Annotated in this window: 15 protein-coding genes; 6 read left to right on the plus strand and 9 right to left on the minus strand. The window is 58.1% G+C overall.

Annotation, left to right across the window (positions count from 1 at the left end; translation table 11 throughout):
- Nucleotides 1-25: 25 nt before the first annotated feature.
- Nucleotides 26-1,372, minus strand: coding sequence for a metalloprotease PmbA (gene pmbA, locus CHB79_RS08955; RefSeq protein ID WP_010489798.1), 1,347 nt, complete (start codon nt 1,370-1,372; stop codon nt 26-28).
- A gap of 108 nt (nt 1,373-1,480) precedes the next feature.
- On the opposite strand from pmbA, the gene yjgA reads away from it, so the two are divergent.
- Nucleotides 1,481-1,999, plus strand: coding sequence for a ribosome biogenesis factor YjgA (gene yjgA, locus CHB79_RS08960; protein ID WP_010489796.1), 519 nt, complete (start codon nt 1,481-1,483; stop codon nt 1,997-1,999).
- Nucleotides 2,000-2,095: 96 nt separating this feature from the next.
- Here the strand turns inward: yjgA and tldD are convergent, their stop codons facing one another.
- The 8 genes from tldD to mreB all read right to left on the minus strand — a co-directional run bounded on the left by tldD (nt 2,096) and on the right by mreB (nt 13,242).
- Nucleotides 2,096-3,538: a metalloprotease TldD gene (gene tldD, locus CHB79_RS08965; RefSeq protein WP_010489794.1), complete on the minus strand. Its 1,443-nt coding sequence runs from the start codon at nt 3,536-3,538 to the stop codon at nt 2,096-2,098.
- A gap of 2 nt (nt 3,539-3,540) precedes the next feature.
- Entirely contained in the window at nt 3,541-4,389 is an 849-nt protein-coding gene (locus CHB79_RS08970) for a carbon-nitrogen hydrolase family protein (protein WP_089359619.1), read from the minus strand.
- Nucleotides 4,390-4,465: 76 nt separating this feature from the next.
- Nucleotides 4,466-8,293, minus strand: a complete 3,828-nt coding sequence (locus CHB79_RS08975; RefSeq protein WP_245851399.1) for a YhdP family protein — start codon at nt 8,291-8,293, stop codon at nt 4,466-4,468.
- A gap of 31 nt (nt 8,294-8,324) precedes the next feature.
- Nucleotides 8,325-9,782, minus strand: a complete 1,458-nt coding sequence (gene rng, locus CHB79_RS08980; RefSeq protein WP_089359620.1) for a ribonuclease G — start codon at nt 9,780-9,782, stop codon at nt 8,325-8,327.
- Between the two features lie 67 nt (nt 9,783-9,849).
- Nucleotides 9,850-10,449: a Maf family protein gene (locus tag CHB79_RS08985; protein WP_089359621.1), complete on the minus strand. Its 600-nt coding sequence runs from the start codon at nt 10,447-10,449 to the stop codon at nt 9,850-9,852.
- A 35-nt stretch (nt 10,450-10,484) separates the two neighbouring features.
- On the minus strand, nt 10,485-10,973 hold the full coding sequence (mreD, locus tag CHB79_RS08990) for a rod shape-determining protein MreD (RefSeq protein ID WP_089359622.1): 489 nt from the start codon (nt 10,971-10,973) through the stop codon (nt 10,485-10,487).
- Nucleotides 10,970-11,938, minus strand: coding sequence for a rod shape-determining protein MreC (gene mreC, locus CHB79_RS08995; protein WP_245851400.1), 969 nt, complete (start codon nt 11,936-11,938; stop codon nt 10,970-10,972). Before mreC ends, mreD begins: the two co-directional genes overlap by 4 nt.
- A 266-nt stretch (nt 11,939-12,204) precedes the next feature.
- A complete protein-coding gene (gene mreB / locus CHB79_RS09000) occupies nt 12,205-13,242 on the minus strand; it encodes a rod shape-determining protein MreB (RefSeq protein ID WP_010489781.1) in 1,038 nt (345 codons plus the stop codon).
- Nucleotides 13,243-13,479: 237 nt separating this feature from the next.
- Between mreB and gatC the strand changes: the two genes are divergently transcribed.
- The 5 genes from gatC to CHB79_RS09025 all read left to right on the plus strand — a co-directional run bounded on the left by gatC (nt 13,480) and on the right by CHB79_RS09025 (nt 18,464).
- A complete protein-coding gene (gene gatC, locus CHB79_RS09005; protein WP_089359624.1) occupies nt 13,480-13,767 on the plus strand; it encodes an Asp-tRNA(Asn)/Glu-tRNA(Gln) amidotransferase subunit GatC in 288 nt (95 codons plus the stop codon).
- Nucleotides 13,768-13,782: 15 nt separating this feature from the next.
- The gene (gene gatA, locus CHB79_RS09010) at nt 13,783-15,234 is read left to right on the plus strand and encodes an Asp-tRNA(Asn)/Glu-tRNA(Gln) amidotransferase subunit GatA (protein WP_089359625.1); all 1,452 of its coding nucleotides are present in this window, start codon (nt 13,783-13,785) and stop codon (nt 15,232-15,234) included.
- Nucleotides 15,235-15,245: 11 nt separating this feature from the next.
- Nucleotides 15,246-16,691: an Asp-tRNA(Asn)/Glu-tRNA(Gln) amidotransferase subunit GatB gene (gene gatB, locus CHB79_RS09015; RefSeq protein ID WP_089359626.1), complete on the plus strand. Its 1,446-nt coding sequence runs from the start codon at nt 15,246-15,248 to the stop codon at nt 16,689-16,691.
- A gap of 193 nt (nt 16,692-16,884) precedes the next feature.
- On the plus strand, nt 16,885-17,277 hold the full coding sequence (locus CHB79_RS09020; RefSeq protein ID WP_029529666.1) for a septal ring lytic transglycosylase RlpA family protein: 393 nt from the start codon (nt 16,885-16,887) through the stop codon (nt 17,275-17,277).
- A gap of 95 nt (nt 17,278-17,372) precedes the next feature.
- The gene (locus CHB79_RS09025; protein WP_089359627.1) at nt 17,373-18,464 is read left to right on the plus strand and encodes a calcium/sodium antiporter; all 1,092 of its coding nucleotides are present in this window, start codon (nt 17,373-17,375) and stop codon (nt 18,462-18,464) included.
- The last annotated feature ends 8 nt before the right edge of the window (nt 18,465-18,472 follow it).

Below are 18,472 nucleotides of genomic sequence, written 5' to 3' on the forward strand. Positions count from 1 at the left end.
ATGACAAATCATCCGCCCTGCTTGATCAGCTACCTGCAACTGTCATGCGCTCGATCAGCACGGAACCGGTGCGGATGCTGCTGCGCAACTCCAGATCATTCCCTACCGCAACGATTTGCTTGAACATATCCCGCATATTGCCGGCGATGGTTACTTCCTGGACCGGGAATTGGATCTCGCCGTTTTCGACCCAGTAACCGCCGGCACCGCGTGAGTAATCACCCGTCACCATATTCAGGCCGTGGCCCATCAACTCGGTCACCAGCAGGCCACGTCCCATGCGCTTGATCAGTGCTTGCTGGTCTTCATCGCCATGGGTGACAAACAGGTTATGCACGCCACCGGCGTTGGCGGTGCTTGGCATTCCCAGCTTGCGCCCGGAATAAGTACTGAGCACATAGGACAGCAACTCACCGTTCTCGACAAAGGACTTGGCATAAGTCGCCAGGCCGTCGCCGTCAAACGACGCGCTGCCCATTGCCCGCGGAATATGCGGACGCTCATCAAGACTCAGCCACTGCGGGAAAAGCTGCTGGCCAATAGCCCCTTCCAAGAACGAAGACTTGCGATAGATACTGCCGCCCGAAATAGCCCCCAGAAAGCTGCTGAACAAGCCCGTGGCCAACTCAGCGGCGAACAACACCGGTACTTCACAGGTTGGCACCGGCCGTGCACCAAGACGGCTGACAGCACGCATGGCCGCGCGCGCACCAATGGCTTCCGGACTGGCCAGCAGTTCGCCCTGGCGATTGACGTCATACCAGTAATCGCGCTGCATCAGCCCCTTGTCTTCGGCGATCATCACGCAGCTCAAGCTGTGCCGGGTGCTTGCGTAACCGCCGATGAAACCATTGCTGTTGCCATAGACACGACAGCCCTGATGCGTACTCAAGGAGGTGCCATCGGCGTTCTTGATTCGCTTGTCGGCGTCGAATGCTGCGCCTTCGCAGCGCAAGGCATGTTCGATCGACTGCTCGGGAGTAATCGACCAGCCATGGTATAAATCCAGATCCGGTAGATCCCGCGCCATCAACGCTGCATCTGCAAGGCCCGCGCATTCATCTTCAGAGGCGTGCTTGGCAATCGCCAGCGCAGCCGCTACCGTCTCCCGAATAGCCGCATCACCCGTGGCCGAGGTACTTGCAGAACCTTTGCGCTGCCCCAGGTACAGGGTGATGCCGAAGCCCTGGTCACGATTGAACTCAACGGTCTCGACCTCACGCTGGCGCACCGTGGTCGACAAGCCCTGCTCAACAGAAACCGCAACCTCACAGGCACTTGCGCCCTGCTTCCTGGCTTCGGCGATGATCTGCTCCACCTGAGCCTGTAACTGCGGCACCGCTTGTGGGCCAACGACGTCTACTGAACTCATACCTACTCCTGAAATTATTTTCGTTGTGAGCCGCACCCTGTCGGGCCCAACCGCTTACAACTCGGAACTAACTGCTATCATGACGGGGTTTTCCACTGGATCGCCCCCATGTCTGAATACCTTGACGACTTCTCCACAGAGAAGAGTAAAACCCAGGTCAAACGCGAACTGCATGCCTTGCAAGAGCTCGGTCAACGCCTGGCGGCCCTCAAGCCTGACCTGCTAAACAAACTCCCTCTCACCGAAGAGCTGCGTACCGCGCTGGCAGAAGCGCCCAAACACACGGCTAATTCGGCGAAAAAACGCCATAGCCAGTTTATCGGCCGGTTGATGCGCGATCAGGACACTGACGCGATCCTGACCCTGCTCGATCAACTGGACGCCTCGACCCGCCAGTACAACGAACGCTTTCACAACCTTGAGCGCTGGCGCGACCGCTTGCTCAACGGCAACGACGAAACCCTTGAAAGCTTCGTCGGCGAATACCCCGAGGCCGATCGTCAGCACCTGCGCCAACTCATCCGCCAGGGCCAGCATGAAACCGCACAAAACAAGGCGCCTACGGCCTCGCGTAAAATCTTCAAATACATCCGCGAACTGGACGAGAGCAAGCGCGGCCTGCGCTGATCTGTCCAACACCACTGCACGGGGTCCCTCCCGCGCCTGAAAGCTGCAACGGCTCGCCCTGCAGCTTTTTGCATTAAAGATTGCAGCCTTTTAATCTTAAGCGCCGGTACCACCGACGGTAATAGCATCAATTTTCAAGGTAGGCTGGCCCACCCCGACCGGGACAGACTGGCCATCTTTACCGCATGTGCCTACGCCGCTGTCCAGCGCGAGATCATTCCCTACCATCGAAACCCGGCTCATGGCTTCAGGGCCGTTACCGATCAGGGTTGCGCCCTTGACGGGGGCGGTGATCTTGCCATCTTCGATCAGATAGGCTTCGCTGGTTGAAAAAACGAACTTGCCGCTGGTGATATCGACCTGCCCGCCACCCAGATTGGCGCAGTAAAGGCCCTTCTTCACCGAACGGATAATCTCTTGCGGATCGCTTTCGCCTGCCAGCATGTAAGTGTTGGTCATACGTGGCATGGGCAAGTGCGCATAGGACTCACGCCGCCCGTTACCCGTGGCACGAACGCCCATCAGGCGAGCATTGAGCTTGTCCTGCATATAGCCCTTGAGCACGCCGTTTTCGATCAGCGTGGTGCACTGCGTAGGCGTTCCTTCGTCGTCCATGCTCAGGGAACCACGCCGCTCAGCCAAGGTGCCATCATCGACGATGGTGCACAGGCTCGATGCGACTTTTTCGCCCATGCGGCCGCTGTAAGCAGAACTGCCTTTGCGATTGAAATCACCTTCCAGACCGTGGCCAACGGCCTCATGCAACAGCACACCCGACCAGCCTGCCCCCATCACCACCGGCATGCTGCCAGCCGGTGCAGCGATGGCTTCAAGATTGACCAAGGCCTGACGCAAGGCTTCGCGGGCGTAGCCCATGGCGCGATCCTCGTTGAGGAAGTAGCGATAATCGGTGCGTCCGCCGCCGCCATGCCCGCCGCGTTCACGGCGTCCATTTTGCTCAACGATAACGCTGACGTTAAAACGCACCAAGGGGCGAATATCAGCACCGAGCGCGCCATCGGTCGAGGCGACCATGACACGATCCCACACGCCAGCCAGGCTTACGGTGACTTGCTTGATCCTCGAATCGAGCGCTCGGGTTGCCTGGTCAACCTGTTTTAGCAGCTCAACCTTCTCGGCACGACTCATGACATCAAGCGGGTTGTTTGGCGCATACAGCGCAGTAACATCTGTGGCACTAAAGGCGCGAACGCAGCCGTTTTGGCCGCTACGAGCAATAGAGCGCGCAGCCAAAGCGGCCTGACTCAAGGCCTCGGCGGTGATCGCATTGCTATAGGCAAAGCCGGTTTTCTCGCCGGATTGGGCACGTACACCAACACCTTGATCAAGATTGAAACTGCCCTCTTTGACGATACCGTCTTCCAGCACCCAGGTTTCAGATACCTGGCTTTGAAAGTACAAATCAGCCGCATCAATTCCAGGCCCGGCCAGTTCGCCCAGAACGCCCGGCAAACTATCGATAGTCAGGCCACCCGGACTTAACAGGTGATCGCTCACCGACACCAACATCTCGCTCATAACTACTCCAAACCTGGCAGCCGCGGTTCGGCCGCTGCAAAAAATCGTTTATGCCCCATCACGGGCATGCGTTGACGAATCGAAGCCTGCTCGACAGCGTCTCGCGGTGCAACCAGGACACCTTCGCCTTGTGCCTGGCTTATACAAATGCGGCCCCATGGATCCACAATGGCTGAATGACCATAGGTTTCTCGACCGCCAGGGTGAACACCGCCCTGCCCGGCAGCCAGCAGGTAACATTGCGTCTCAATGGCACGCGCACGTATCAGCACCTGCCAATGTGCAGCGCCGGTCACTGCGGTAAATGCGGACGGCGCTGTTATCAACTCGGCACCGGCTTCACGCAGGGCGCCATAAAGCTCAGGAAACCGCAGATCGTAGCAGACCGTCAATCCAAGACGCCCGACGGGGGTATCGGCGACCACCACATGGGCGCCAAACTCATAGTCATCCGACTCTCGGTAGCGACCACGATTATCTGCGACATCAACATCAAACAAGTGCAATTTGTCATAGCGCGCAACGCGCTCGCCATCCGCATCAATCAACAAAGAGCAGGCATTGGGCTTGGCGTCTGGCTTGCCATCAGCCGGCAATGGAATAGTGCCGGCCACTATCCATAACCTGAGGTCGCGAGCGGCCTGTTTCAACCATGGCAAAATCGGCCCCTGCCCCAGCGCCTCTTGACGACCAATCTGGTTGTAGTCACGACGCCCCATTGCGGCAAAGTTTTCCGGCAGTACAGCAAGGCGGGCACCTTGCTCGGCAGCATTTTCAAGCAGCCTGCGCGCTTGCTGCAGGTTAGCCGGAATATCATCCTGGCTAACCATCTGAATAACTGAGAGGCTCATGATCTCTCCCCGACGAGACAGCTGTTTCCCGTCAGTCTACGCCCCTGGCAATATTCTGGCAGGCCGGGCGAGCCGCTCATTTGGGTTTTTCAAAGGGTTTATCGAAGTCGATCTTCGGTGACTGGATCGGCCCTTTGACATCGTACTGCACACTGGCAAAGCGCGCGAAATGATCGCCAAGCAGTTTATCGACGACAAACAATGCCCCCCCGATTGCCGGTGCGCCAACGATCAGCGCGGCAATCGGCAAGTTATTGGTAACGGGTAGCGTCACCAGTAACTTGGCATCGATCGACTCGTCAACCATGTTCAGCGTGCCATTGAGTTCCAGGTCGCTTGATGGCCCCTTGAGGGTGATCGGCCGACTGGTCACATACACGCCATTGGTCGCCTGCAGATCACCCTTGACCCGGTCGTAACTCAAGCCTTCACCCAGCAAATCGGAAAAATCCAAACGCAGGCGCCTGCCGATCGAGTTGAAGTTGAGCAAACCAAAGACCCGTAATGCCGATGCCGAGCCTTGCACTTCGACGAACTGGCCCTTGCGCAGCGAGGCGTTCATAGCGCCACTGAACCGCGCCAGACTAAGATTCAAGGGCGAGCCGGGCCAGTTGCCATCCACGTCGAGGCGGAAATGCTCACTGGTTGCAGTCGGAGCAAAGCCCCAGGCCTTCAAGACATCTTGCAGCTTTTCGCCTTCAAAGCGGCCCTTGTACCAGCTTCTGGCGCCACTGCCTTCACCTTGCCAACCTGCTGTGCCGTTAACCCTCAACCCCGCGAGGTTGATATTCAGGTCACTGAACTGGACACCGTTGGCCGCCGGACGAGCTTTCAAGGACGACGCCCCCAACGACTGCTTACCCAGTTTGACTTCAGCCACCTTGAGGTCAATCGAAGGAATCTTGCGCGGATCTACATCCGCCAGCGGATCGGGTCCCTCTTCTTTAGCCGTGGTGCCTGGCTTATCTTCGGGTAGGTGGATATAGGCAAGGTCCGCGCTGATTGGCCGGGATGACGCATCTGGAAATATCACATTGCCCTTGGCCAGCGTACTGTCGACTGACAAGGCCCAGGCCGCCCCCGAACGACGCACGCCCAAGCCAAGGTTGTTGACCGTTTTACCAAAACCGACAAAGCGTCCGATATCCAACTGCGCATCGCTGAATGCCTGCAACGCCGAACCCTTGGATGAGTTCATGTAGGGTTCGATTGCCCGCTGCCAATCGGACAAGTCCAGCTCTGCGACCGAGCCGCGTAAGCGATACCCCTTCTGCGATGGCAGTTGCGCCAAACCGCCACCCAAGCGCAACTCGCCACGGCCTTGCAGAAAATCACTGGCGGGAGCGACACCATTGAAGCTCAGCAGGTTTGCATAACGCAGCTTGTAGCTCCGCTGGTCCCCGCCAAGCCCCAGTTCCAGTGTCGCATTGCGTTGATCCTCGGCAGACTTGCCAAAGGGCGCTGGCAGGTCGATTGCCAGACCTTTAAGCCCGGAATCTATCTGCAGGCCGGTTTGCTCACCATCGATGTTCAAGCGCAATCGGTAGGGCAAATTGCCATTGGCAGGGATAGGCTGGGTAACCGCCAGCCACTGGGTCAGCCTCTGCAACGGGACTTGCCCGCTCACATCAATCAAACTGGTTGCCCGGCCGTTAACCGCTTGCGCAACGGCCTTGCCCCTGGCTTTATGGCCCAGCAACTGGGCCTCGATGCTCGGCGCGCTCAGGCCTTTTGCCGTGTCATAACGGAACGCACCAGAGACATGGCTGAGATCAAGCTTGGGATTGCCGATTTTGACCTCGGCATCCTTCGCCGTGAAATCCACGATCACCTTGGGGGGCGCACCCTTGTGCAGAGGAATATCCAAGTCCAGAGCACCGGTTAAATCACCTTTGCCCTGCCAGCCGGCAAAGATGTCGGAGGTGCCAATCGGCGCTTCCTTAAGAATCTTCAGGGCATCGACCACACTGCTTTCCAGGTCGGCGGTCAACAGCAGGTTTGGTGGTGTATCCGGACGTTCAAGTGGAATGCTGACCTGGACGTTCTTCGCCGTGCTGTTCAACACCTGGCCTTGTGGAACACGTATGCGCACCTGATCGTCTTCAATCAGCACTTCACCCCGGGCATTCTTGAGCTCTGGCCAGCCCGGCTGATAGGCCAACTCGGCGTCATGCACGGCAAAGTACAGGCTGATGCTGTGGGATGCCTTGCTCGACCCCTTGTTGAGCGAGCCCTGAAACTGGAAATAGCCTTGATCGACAGCGCCGGCCTTGATCGAGGTTTTCAACCAATTGGCCAGTTCCGGACTGAACTCCGGAACCCGTGTGGGCAGGTATTTTTCTGTGAAACGCGCATCGCCTTCGGTAATGCCGACACGCAGATCCATGTAATCCTCGACCTCGGGATCACCGGTCAAGCGAATAAGAAAGTCAGCCGCAGCCTTGCCTTCATCGCCCGTGGCCTGGACATAGGGGCTGCGCAACGTCAGGCCTTGCTCGTTGATCCGCCAGTCAACCTGGCCACGGGCGGTGTGATACAGCCAGGCCTTGGGGAACAAGGTCGCCAGGTCGAGCGAGAACTCCTTGGCGTCGAGCAGAATAGTGCCCGAACCCAGGTCGCCGGTGACGCTGCCAGTGATATTTTCAATGCCCGGCACATGATCATAGGCCGAAAAGCTGATTGCATCGGTATTGGTTGCGAACTGCACCCTCTTATCACCCTCTGCATCAGGGTGAAAACCAACCGTGGCGTTGGTCAGGGCGCCACGAGGATTAAGCGTGGCCAGTGCCGACAACCCTTTGTCTGGTATTGGCGCCAGTGACTCCACCAGCGGCAGCAAGGGCGCAACCTCCAGGCGATCAAAACTGAGCGTCCAGAACTCGGTAGCATCTCCCTGCTTGGCATGCTGTCGCAGGGTAAGGTTCATGGGGCCGATTTGTTGCTCACCTGCGCGCGCCGAAAAATTCGCCAACTGGGCTTGCAAGCCTTCGGCATCACGCCCGAAGTAGCTGTTGAGTTGCATGTCCGTCAGGCTTGCCGGCTTGCGCTCAGCGTACTGGCCTTCAAGCCTGGCCACTTTGACTTGCGTGACCGCCCGCTGCAGGGCTCCGTCGGCCCAGGACAGCCAGAATTGCCCGCCAAGCTGCAAATGACTCAAGGACCACTCTTGCGTCAGACCTTGTGGCAACCAGCTGGCCCAGTCGGTCTCGGGTAATTGCAGGTAAACCTCAGCTTGCAGGTCGCGCCACTTCTTGACGTCCATCTGCGTGCGCACCTGCAACTCCATGGGCTTGCCATCCGGCAACTGCAAACGTCCGTCCAGGCGCTGATGACCGCCAGCAAAGCCCAATGTCAGGTTCACATAACGCAAGCTATGTGCGGGCTGGCCTGCGGCCGCCAGGGTCACCTGGCTGTTGAGCAGCGACAGGTGTCGCACCATTTTCAACTGGGCCAGCAGTTTTTCGACATCAATCGCTGTATCGTCTTGCGGCCTGGGTAGGCCTTCGACCTGCCATTGGCCGCTGTCGCCCTGCACCACACTCAACTGCAGCCCATCGATCGCCAGTAATTCGGCGCGAGGCTGCATGGCCATTGCACTGGCGACCAGATCGGGAATCAGGCGAATCTGATCAAGGCGTACGGCATTTGCGCCTTTGCCCAGGGTCACGTCGTGGGCCACAAATACCGGGGCCAGGCCGTGCCAGCTACCTACCAGCGAGCCTATGGACACAGGCAGGCCCAAGACTGCCTGCGCCTTGTCTTCGACCTGGATGCGGTATTCGGCAACCATCGGGGTGAACAGCCGGCCAAGACTGACCAGCAGCGCCGTGGTAATTAACACCAGCGCACAGAGCCCGAGGCTCCAACGCAGAACCCTTGCCAGCCAGCCTCCTGAGCGTGCCAACTAACTCAAACCTGTTTAGCGGGCAAGTACGTCACAACAGCACCACATCGTATTGTTCCTGGGAGTACATGGTTTCCACTTGGAACTTGATGGTGCGACCGATGAACGCCTCTAGATCTGCAACGTTGCCTGACTCTTCGTCGAGCAGACGGTCTACAACTTTTTGATTGGCCAACACCCTGTATCCCTCTGGCTGATAGGCTCTTGCTTCACGCAATATTTCCCGGAAAATCTCATAGCAGGTGGTTTCCGGGGTTTTTAACTTGCCGCGTCCCTGACAACAAGCGCAAGGTTCACAGAGCACCTGCTCAAGACTCTCGCGCGTGCGCTTGCGGGTCATCTGCACCAGACCCAACTCGGTAATCCCAATGATATTGGTCTTTGCGTGATCGCGCTCTAATTGTTTTTCCAGGGTCCGCAGAACCTGGCGCTGGTGCTCTTCATCTTCCATGTCGATGAAGTCGATGATGATGATCCCACCCAGGTTGCGCAAACGCAGTTGCCGGGCAATGGCCGTGGCGGCTTCCAGATTGGTCTTGAAAATGGTTTCTTCTAGCGTGCGATGCCCGACAAAAGCGCCGGTATTGACGTCAATGGTGCTCATCGCCTCAGCCGGGTCGACCACCAGGTAGCCTCCGGACTTCAGCGGTACCTTGCGGTCGAGGGCTTTCTGGATCTCGTCCTCAACACCATAGAGATCGAAAATCGGTCGCTCGCCCGGGTAATGCTCAAGGCGGTCGGAAATCTCCGGCATCAACTCGCTGACAAAGTGGGTGATCTTCTGGAAGGTTTCACGCGAATCAATGCGGATTTTCTCGGTGCGCGGGCTGACCAGGTCACGCAATGTACGCAAGGCCAGGCTCAGGTCTTCATAGATCACCGAGGGCGACGGCGCGGACTTCATCTGCCCGGCGATTTGTCCCCACAACCGGCGTACGTAACGGATATCCACCAGAATTTCATCGGCACCCGCACCTTCGGCGGCAGTGCGCAGGATAAAGCCACCGGCCTCTTCACTGCCCTCGGCACCGACACAATCGGCGACCACTTGCTTGAGGCGTTCACGCTCGGCCTCGTCTTCGATCTTCAGGGAAATGCCAACGTGGCTGGTGCGCGGCATGTAGACAAGGTAGCGCGAGGGCAAGGATAGCTGCGTGGTCAGCCGCGCCCCCTTGCTGGCAATCGGGTCCTTGGTGACCTGCACCACAAGGCTCTGCCCCTCATGCACAAGGGCGCTGATGGATTCGACGGCAGCGCCTTCGCGGCTGGAAATTTCAGACGCATGGATAAAGGCGGCACGCTCAAGGCCAATGTCGACAAACGCTGCCTGCATCCCTGGCAGCACGCGAACCACCTTGCCCTTGTAGATGTTGCCGACAATCCCGCGGCGCTGTGTACGCTCGACATGGACTTCCTGCAACACACCGTTTTCGACTACTGCCACGCGCGATTCCATCGGCGTGATGTTGATCAGGATTTCTTCACTCATGCGTCCATCTCTTTTGAGATGAAGCTGCAAACTCGGGGAGCCCGCTCGCCCGTGACCTACAACTTCCTTAAGTGTGGACTGGCAAGGTTTGCCAGCACGGAACTGCAAATTCTGCGAGTAACTCAGCTGTTTCACACAGGGGCAGGCCAACCACTGCCGAATAACTGCCCTGCAATTGGCTGACGAACACGGCCGCCAACCCCTGGATGCCATAGCTGCCCGCTTTATCTTGCGGTTCACCGCTGGCCCAGTATGCCTGTGCTTCAGCCTCTGAAATACATCTAAAGGTTACCTGACTTGTCACCACCAAGGCTTTGGTTTTATCGCGCGCGACCAGCGCGACCGCAGTCAATACTTGATGTTCGCGCCCCGACAACGCCTGCAGGGTCGCCAGCGCCTCACTCCGGTCGGCTGGCTTGCCGAGGATTTTGCCGTCGAGAACGACCGCCGTATCCGACCCGAGCACGACAGCGTCGGCCGGTGAATCAAGGGATTCGAAGACTGCCTGTGCCTTTGCCCGGGCCAGGCGCTCTACATAAGTACCTGGCTGCTCATCGGGCAGTACGGCTTCATCTATCGAGCTCACTTGGGTGATGAAGGGTACGCCAATCTGGGTGAGCAACTCACGCCGACGCGACGAACCTGACGCCAGATACAACGTGGCCATGCAGAATTCTCCTTGTCGAATTTGAAAGTGCCAGCTTAATTGACGCCCAAGCGCTGCTGGATACTGCGCAGGATAACGCTGACCCACGGCCAAAGCAGCACACTGATCACCGCCGGAAGGATAAAGGCAAGGGTCGGCGGCCGACTGCCGGTTAGTGCGTTAAGCCACAACTGTACCAACTGCGCCAGGCCAAATACGACCATCAACACCAGGCACTGTTGCCACATCGGGAACATCCGCAAACGCTGGTGCAGGCTCAACACCAGGAAGGTGATCAGACTGAGGATCAGCGCGTTCTGGCCGAGCAGGGAGCCATTGAGCACATCCGCCAACAAGCCGAATACCCAGGCGGTTGCCATGCCAACCCGGTGCGGTAGCGCCAGCACCCAATAGGTCAGAAATAGCGCAAGCCACAGCGGCCGACCAATTTCCATGAACGCAGGCAGGCTCGAAACACTGAGCAACAGCGCAAACATCAAGCTCAGCCAGACGACCCAGGTATTGCGTGCACGCACACTGCTCATTGCTGCGTCCCTTCTGGTTGCGCGGGTACTGGCGGCGCCGGAGCCGGACTGGAAGACGCTGGCGCGGCGGCCGGAGCCTGTTCGCCTGCAGGTGGCGCAGTGCGCGCCCCTGGCTCGGTTGCCTGGCGATCCTCGGCTTCCTGCGCTTCGGCAGACTCAGTGGCCCGTTGCTCTGGCGAACGCGGGTCGGTGAACACCAGCAACATGTAGCGGCTGCGGTTGAGATTGGCGGTTGGAATGGCCCTGACAATAGCAAAAGGCTGGCCCGAGTCGTGAATCACCTGCGACACAGTCGCCACCGGATAGCCCGCCGGAAAACGCTGGCCCAGGCCAGAGCTCACCAACAGGTCGCCTTCCTTGATGTCCGCTGTATCGGCCACATGGCGCAACTCAAGCCGCTCGGGGTTACCGGTGCCGCTGGCAATCGCTCGCAAACCGTTACGATTCACCTGAACAGGAATACTGTGGTTGGTATCGGTGAGCAGCAAGACCCGCGCCGAATAAGGCATGACTTCGACCACTTGCCCCATCAGCCCTCGCGCATCAAGCACCGGCTGGCCAATGACCACGCCGTCCTTGGAGCCTTTATCAATCAGGATGCGATGGGTAAACGGGTTCGGGTCAATACCGATCAGCTCGGTCGCAAGCACATCGTCATCAACCAGTGCCGCCGAATTGAGCAACTCGCGCAAGCGCACATTCTGCTCGGTCAGCGCCGCCAGCTTTTGCAGGCGCCGCTGCATCAACAGGCGTTCGGTCTTGAGCTTTTCATTCTCGGCCACCAACTCGGTGCGCGAACTCAGCTCCTGGGTGGTGTTCTCCCACAGCGTCACAGGCAAGCTACCCAGCCAATACACCGGCTCGACAATCACGCCCAACTGGCTGCGCACAGGCTTGAGCACATCAAAACGCGCATCCACCACCATCAAGGCAGCCGAAAGCACGGCCAGCACCAGCAGGCGCACACCGAGCGAAGGTCCTTTGGCAAATAGCGGTTTGATAGGCGGGTCCTCGTAGCATCAGACATTAACAAAAAGCTGCAAGTGAGCCTGGGGCCCGCCTTGCAGCTTTTGTTTAGGGAGACTCTGAGAAACTACTGCGCTCGATATTACGGCGTTAAAAAACTGTTCAAAATGCTCATTTAGGCCGCTAAACGCCACTTTTTCGCATTTTCTGCCTTGTACTATCTACGCTCGCTACCTTTTTCAGAGAATCCCTAAAACGGAAGGCTTTACTCCGTGGACAGCAAGTCCATGGTGTGGCGATCCATCATATCTAGCGCCTTACCGCCGCCACGTGCAACACAGGTGAGCGGATCTTCGGCAACAATCACCGGAAGACCGGTTTCCTGGGCAAGCAGCTTGTCGAGGTCACGCAGCAGCGCACCGCCACCGGTCAGCACCAGGCCACGCTCGGCGATATCGGAAGCCAACTCTGGGGGGGATTGCTCCAGCGCGCTCTTGACTGCCTGGACAATAGTCGCCAGCGACTCTTGCAGCGCTTCGAGCACCTCATTGGAATTGAGCGTGAAGCTACGCGGCACGCCTTCAGCCAGGTTGCGGCCACGGACATCAACTTCGCGTACTTCGCCACCCGCATAGGCAGTACCGATTTCCTGCTTGATGCGCTCAGCCGTCGACTCACCGATCAGGCTGCCGTAGTTACGACGCACGTAGGTAATGATGGCTTCGTCGAAACGGTCACCGCCGACACGTACGGATTCAGCGTAAACCACACCGTTGAGGGAGATCAGGGCGATTTCAGTGGTACCACCACCGATATCCACGACCATGGAGCCACGCGCTTCTTCAACCGGCAGGCCGGCACCGATCGCCGCTGCCATTGGCTCTTCGATCAGAAACACTTCGCGGGCACCGGCACCGATTGCAGATTCGCGGATGGCGCGACGTTCAACCTGGGTCGACTTGCATGGCACACAGATCAGAACCCGTGGGCTGGGTTGCAGAAAGCTGTTCTCGTGAACCTTGTTGATAAAGTACTGCAGCATCTTTTCACAGACACTAAAGTCGGCGATAACGCCGTCTTTCATCGGGCGAATTGCGGCAATGTTGCCCGGTGTACGACCCAGCATGCGCTTGGCCTCTGTACCGACAGCAACGACGCTCTTCTGGTTACCGTGGGTACGGATAGCAACGACGGAAGGCTCATTGAGAACAATTCCGCGCTCGCGAACATAAATAAGGGTATTGGCAGTGCCCAGGTCAATAGAGAGATCGCTGGAAAACATGCCACGCAGTTTTTTGAACATGGGATATAGGACCCTAGGAAACGCGTGGGTAAAAAAAGTGCGGCAAACTCTAACAATGGAAGGGATTTTGAGCAAGGCACCAATGTGTTAGATTGCCTGTTTTTCCGGGCTTGTGCCCCACCATCGCGGCCTTTGACCGCAGGTTTGCGAAATACGTTCCCTGCATATCGCATGCATGACGACTCAATCACACTTTAAGGCGGCCTTTTTACAGGCGGCTTAACACAGGGAAATCCAATGGCGCTTGAACGCTCCGAAGTGGAAAAAATCGCCCATTTGGCACGACTGGGCCTTAATGACAGCGAAATCCCACAAACTACCGAGACCCTCAACAACATTCTCGGCCTAATTGACCACATGCAGTCGGTCGACACCAACGGTATAGAACCTTTGGCTCATCCCTTGGAGGCGACACAACGCCTGCGAGCCGACGAAGTGACTGAAACAAATCATCGCGACGACTACCAGGCAATTGCCCCGGCGGTCGAAAGCGGACTCTATCTTGTTCCAAAAGTTATCGAGTAAGGGAAAGAGCCTAGCATGCATCCACTGACTCTGGCCGAGATCGCCCGCGGACTCGCCGACAAGACATTCTCATCCGAAGAACTGACCCGCACCCTGCTGGCGCGTATTCAGCAACTCGATCCGCAACTCAATAGCTTTATCAGCGTCACTGAAGACCTCGCGATCCAACAAGCCAAAGCCGCTGACACACGTCGAGCCGCAGGCGAGACTGGCGCCCTGCTCGGCGCCCCCATCGGTCATAAAGACCTGTTTTGCACCCTCGACATTCGCACCAGCTGCGGCTCGAAGATGCTCGACAACTTCAAAGCCCCCTATAACGCCACCGTGGTTGAAAAACTGGCGGCGGCTGGCGCGGTAACCCTGGGCAAGCTGAACATGGACGAATTCGCCATGGGTTCGGCCAACGAGTCCAGCCACTATGGCGCGGTCAAGAACCCGTGGAACCTCGAGCGCGTCCCGGGCGGCTCCTCTGGCGGCTCGGCAGCGGCCGTAGCTGCGCGCCTGCTGCCTGCAGCTACAGGCACCGACACCGGCGGCTCGATTCGTCAACCGGCCGCGCTGACCAACCTCACCGGGATCAAGCCGACCTATGGCCGCGTCTCCCGCTGGGGCATGATTGCCTATGCATCCAGCCTCGATCAGGGTGGCCCACTGGCCCGCACGGCAGAAGACTGCGCACTGATGCTGCAGGCCATGGCCGGTTTCGACCCCAAAGACTCCACCAGTGTCGATCAGCCGGTTGATGATTACCTTGCCGCATTGACCAAGCCGCTGACAGGCTTGCGCATTGGCTTGCCGAAGGAATACTTCAGCGCTGGCCTCGACAGCCGTATCGCAGACGCGGTAATGGCCGTGGTTGAGCAATTGAAAGCCCTGGGTGCCACAGTCAAAGACATCAGCCTGCCCAACACCCAGAACGCGATTGCGGCCTACTACGTCATTGCCCCTGCCGAAGCATCGTCCAACCTGTCGCGCTTCGATGGCGTGCGCTTTGGCTATCGCTGCGAGAACCCGGCCAACCTTGAAGACCTTTACAAGCGCTCGCGCGGTGAAGGCTTCGGTGCCGAGGTCAAGCGCCGGATCATGGTGGGGGCCTATGCCCTGTCTGCCGGTTATTACGATGCCTACTACATCAAGGCGCAGCAGATCCGCCGCTTGATCAAGAACGACTTCGTGGCTGCATTCAACGATGTCGATCTGATTCTTGGCCCGACCACGCCCAACCCGGCCTGGAAACTTGGCGAGAAGAGCAACGACCCGGTCGCGGCCTACCTTGAAGACATCTACACCATCACCGCCAACCTGGCCGGCATTCCCGGTTTGTCGATGCCTGCCGGTTTCATCGACGGCTTGCCGGTCGGCGTGCAGTTGCTGGCACCGTATTTCGAGGAGGGTCGCCTGCTTAACGTGGCGCACCAATATCAACAAGTCACTGATTGGCACACTCGCGTGCCAGCCGGATTTTAAGGATCACTCAGATGCAATGGGAAACCGTGATCGGGCTGGAAATTCACGCACAGCTCGCGACTCAGTCGAAGATTTTCTCGGCCAGCGCCACCACATTCGGCGCCGAGCCTAATACCCAGGCCAGCCTGGTTGACCTGGGCATGCCCGGCACACTGCCGGTGCTCAATGCCGAAGCCGTGCGCATGGCATGCATGTTCGGCCTGGCAATTGATGCCCATATCGCCCCGCGCAATATTTTTGCGCGTAAAAACTACTTCTACCCGGACCTGCCAAAAGGCTACCAGACCAGCCAGATGGACGACCCAATCGTCGGCATCGGCCATTTGGACATTACCCTGGAAGACGGCACCGTCAAGCGCATCGGCATCACCCGTGCCCACCTTGAAGAAGATGCTGGCAAAAGCCTGCACGAAGACTTCCAGGGCATGAGTGGTATCGACCTCAACCGCGCTGGCACGCCGCTGCTGGAAATCGTCTCGGAACCGGATATCCGCAGCGCCAAGGAAGCCGTGGCCTACGTCAAGGCGATCCATGCACTGGTGCGTTACCTGGGCATTTGCGACGGCAACATGGCCGAAGGCTCGCTGCGCTGCGACTGCAACGTATCGGTACGCCCCAAGGGCCAGGCTGAATTTGGCACCCGCGCCGAGATCAAGAACGTCAACTCGTTCCGCTTCATTGAAAAAGCCATCAACCATGAAGTACAGCGTCAAATCGAGTTGATCGAGGATGGCGGCAAAGTTGTTCAGGAAACCCGCCTGTACGACCCGAACAAAGACCAGACCCGCTCGATGCGCAGCAAAGAGGAAGCCAACGACTACCGTTACTTCCCCTGCCCGGACCTGCTGCCTGTGGTTATCGAACCGAGCTACCTCGAGCACTTGCGCGCCACCCTGCCGGAACTGCCCGTGCAGAAACGCGAGCGCTTCGAGGCGCAATTTGGCTTGTCGGCCTACGACGCCAACGTGCTGGCAGCCAGCCGTGAAATGGCCGACTACTTCGAGGCGGTGGAAAAAACCTGCGGTGACGCCAAGCTGGCCGCTAACTGGGTAATGGGCGAGCTTTCCAGCCTGCTCAACAAGGACAACCTCGATATCGAGCAGTCCCCGGTCAGCGCCGAGCAACTGGGCGGCATGATCCTGCGCATCAAGGACAACACCATCTCCGGCAAGATCGCCAAGATGGTCTTTGAAGCCATGGCCGCCGGCGAAGGCTCTGCTGATCAGGTCATCGAAGCCAAAGGCCTCAAGCAAGTGACTGACAGCGGTGCAATCGAGGCCATGCTTGATGAGGTGCTCGCCGCCAATGCCGAACAGGTTGAACAATACCGCGCAGCAGAAGAAGCCAAGCGCGGCAAGATGTTCGGTTTCTTCGTCGGCCAGGCCATGAAAGCCTCCAAAGGCAAAGCCAACCCGCAACAAGTGAACGAACTGCTCAAGAAGAAACTCGAAGGCTAACAAGTCATCGCGCGACAAACGAGCTGACTGTTTCAAGATCAGCTTCGCGCCGCCGCCCTGCAAGCTGGAGCCTCTGGCTTGCAGGGCTGATGACGAATGCCACCAGAGGTGGCTAGTCGTAAGCAAGAATTTGAGCTGTGCAGGGCAGGCAAGCTACGCATTGCAACAGCTCAGGATTTTTTTCGGAGCCTGTATGCGACCTACGCTGTTGATCCTCGGACTGTTCAGCCTACTGGCCGGTTGCGCCAGCAACACCATCGACAGCCCTCGCACTTCGACTACTGGCGCGGGCTATAGCGCAACGGGCAACGCCTCCTATTACGGCGCCCAGCATCATGGCAAGAAAACCGCCAATGGCGAACGCTTCGACCAGAACGCGCTCACCGCGGCGCACCGCAGCCTGCCCTTCGGCAGCCGTGTACAGGTGACCAACCTGCGCAATGATAAAACCGTGATAGTGCGCATAAATGACCGAGGCCCATTTGCTCGCGGACGAATAATCGACGTGTCAAAAAAAGCCGCCGAACAACTCGACATGCTGCGCGATGGCGTCGTACCGGTCAGCATCAAGCTACTGGAACCCTAGCCATCAGCTGTAAAGACTGGTTACCAATCGCCTTATTTACCTCTAGCGCCGAATCTGCGACTGGCTAAACTAGCCGCATCTTTCTGGAGCCCTGTATGACGTTACTGACATTTGTATACCTGATCGCCGGCCTGGTGCTCTTGGTGGCTGGCGCTGAAGTATTGGTACGTGGCGCAGCCAAGCTGGCAGCCCAATTCGGCATACCACCGCTGGTGATCGGCCTGACGGTGGTTGCCTTCGGCACCAGCGCCCCGGAAACCGCCGTCAGCGTGCAGTCGGCAATGAGCGGCAGTGGCGACCTGGCCATTGGCAACGTGGTGGGCAGCAACATCGCCAACGTATTGCTGGTACTGGGTGCCACCGCGCTGGTTGCACCGCTGGTTGTCTCGCGCCAGTTGATCCGCATGGATGTGCCCCTGATGATCGGCGCCAGCCTGCTCACCTTTGGCCTCGCCTATGACGGCGACCTGAGCCGCATTGATGGCGCAATATTGTTCACGGGCATCGTCGCCTACACCTTCTTTCTGGTGCGCAGCAGCCGTAAGCAAGGCGCTGATCAAGACAACGATGAGTTTGCCGAAGAGTTCGGGCTCGACCAGCCAGCCAAACCCAATGCATGGCTGATCAACCTGATACTGATCATCATTGGCCTGGCACTGCTGGTCGGCGGCTCGCACTTCCTGGTTGAAGGCGCAGTGACACTGGCCCGCGCCCTGGGTCTGTCTGAACTGGTCATCGGCTTGACGGTAATCGCCATCGGTACCTCCCTGCCAGAACTGGCCACCTCGATCCTGGCCGCCTTCAAGGGCGAGCGCGATATCGCCGTGGGCAATATCGTCGGCAGCAACCTGTTCAACCTGCTCAGCGTACTTGGGCTGGCGGCACTGGTTTCGCCAAACCCTATTTCGGTATCGCCCAATGCACTGGCGTTCGACTTCCCGGTGATGATTGCCGTGGCAGTGGCTTGCCTGCCGATTTTCTTCACCGGCTACCGAATCAATCGCTGGGAAGGCTTGCTGTTTTTGGCCTATTACGGTGCCTACACCCTGTACCTGGTGCTGTTCGCCACTGGCCGACCGATTGTTGAAACCTTTGGCCACGCCATGATCGGCTATGTCATTCCACTTACAGTGGTCACCTTGATTATTATCAGCGTGCGTAGCTGGCAGAAACAGCGACTGACTTGATACTCAAA

The sequence above is a fragment of the Pseudomonas segetis genome, from assembly GCF_900188155.1.
GTDB lineage: Bacteria > Pseudomonadota > Gammaproteobacteria > Pseudomonadales > Pseudomonadaceae > Aquipseudomonas > Aquipseudomonas segetis.